Source organism: Microcoleus sp. S13_C5 (genome assembly GCF_036700845.1).
Classification (GTDB): Bacteria; Cyanobacteriota; Cyanobacteriia; order Cyanobacteriales; family Microcoleaceae; genus Microcoleus.
The window spans coordinates 68023-69930 of record NZ_JAUBPR010000024.1 but is presented as its reverse complement, the minus strand read 5'-3'; the positions used below and the strand labels follow the sequence as shown (position 1 = coordinate 69930).

Below are 1908 nucleotides of genomic sequence, written 5' to 3'. Positions count from 1 at the left end.
TATTTTTAAACTACGACTCATAAACGCACCATACAAGCTATCTCTCTATTATATGCAACTTCACATAAAATTGGTATAACACCGCCGAAGGAACAGTTTCCCCAACTTCAGTCACTTTCACGAATGCTAATTGGAATGTTGCACAAACAGTCACCGCAACGGGAGTTGATGATAATGTAGTAGATGGGAATAAAACCTATAACATTGTCACCGCCGCCGCTACCAGTAACGACCCTAATTACAACGGATTTAAGCCAGCCGATGTCGCGGTGACTAATACCGATAACGGCGTAACTCCCTTACCAGAAATTCAAGTCCTAAACGGAACAACAGATATAGTAGATGGTACTGCAAGTACGATCTACTTTGGCAGCGTCATAGTTGGCACGACTCTCAACAAAACCTTTACCGTGAAAAATCTCGGTACAGCAGATTTAAACCTCAGCAACCTTACCTTACCAACCGGATTTAGCCTAGTCGGAACCTTACCTGCAACAGTAGCCGCTGGCGGTACAACTAACCTGCAAGTTCAAGTAGATACGACATCCGCAGGAAATAAAACAGGTACGCTGCAATTGGTGAATGATGATAGTGACGAAAATCCCTTTGATTTCCCCATAGCGGCCAGTGTCACAACCACACCCTTACCAGAAATTCAAGTTTTAGACGGAACAACAGATATAGTAGATGGTACTGCAAGCGCGATCGACTTTGGCAGCGTCATAGTTGGCACGACTCTCAACAAAACCTTTACCGTGAAAAATCTCGGTACAGCAGCTTTAAACCTCAGCAACCTTACCTTACCAACCGGATTTAGCCTAGTCGGAACCTTACCTGCAACAGTAGCCGCTGGCGGTACAACTAACCTGCAAGTTCAAGTAGATACGACATCCGCAGGAAATAAAACAGGTACGCTGCAATTAGTCAATGATGATAGTGACGAAAATCCCTTTGATTTCCCCATAGCGGCCAGTGTCACAACCACACCATTACCAGAAATTCAAGTTTTAGACGGAACAACAGATATAGTAGATGGTACTGCAAGCGCGATCGACTTTGGCAGTGCATTAATTGGCGGCACTCTCAACAAAACCTTTACCGTGAAAAATCTCGGTACAGCAGCTTTAAACCTTAGCAACCCTACCCTACCAAATGGATTTAGCCTAGTCGGAACCTTACCTGCAACTGTCGCAGCCGGCGCGAGTGCTAATTTGCAAGTTCAAGTAGATACGACATCCGCAGGAAATAAAACAGGTACGCTGCAATTGGTGAATGATGATAATGACGAAAATCCCTTTGATTTCCCCATAGCGGCCAGTGTCACAACCGCACCATTACCAGAAATTCAAGTTTTAGATGGCACAACAGATATAGTAGATGGTACTGCAAGTACGATCTACTTTGGCAGTGCATTAATTGGCGGCACTCTCAACAAAACCTTTACCGTGAAAAATCTCGGTACAGCAGCTTTAAACCTCAGCAACCTTACCTTACCAACCGGATTTAGCCTAGTCGGAACCTTACCTGCAACTGTCGCCGCTGGCGGTACAACTAACCTGCAAGTTCAAGTAGATACGACAACAGCAGGAAATAAAACAGGTACGCTGCAATTTGTCAATGATGATAGCGATGAAAATCCCTTTGATTTCCCGATTTCAGCATCAGTCACAGCTACACCATTACCAGAAATCCAAGTATTAGACGGAACAACAGATATAGTAGATGGTACTACAAGTACGATCGACTTTGGCAGTGCATTAATTGGCGGCACTCTCAACAAAACCTTTACCGTGAAAAATCTCGGTACAGCAGTTTTAAACCTCAGCAACCCTACCTTACCAACCGGATTTAGCCTAGTCGGAACCTTACCTGCAACTGTCGCCGCTGGCGGTACAACTAACCTGCAAG

The 1908-nt window shown here is 44.7% G+C and carries 1 protein-coding gene; it reads left to right on the top strand.

What is annotated here, in order from left to right:
- Nucleotides 1-269 precede the first annotated feature (269 nt).
- A partial coding sequence (locus QUA04_RS09675) for a choice-of-anchor D domain-containing protein (protein ID WP_333256058.1) occupies nucleotides 270-1908 on the top strand: 1639 nt, incomplete at its 3' end.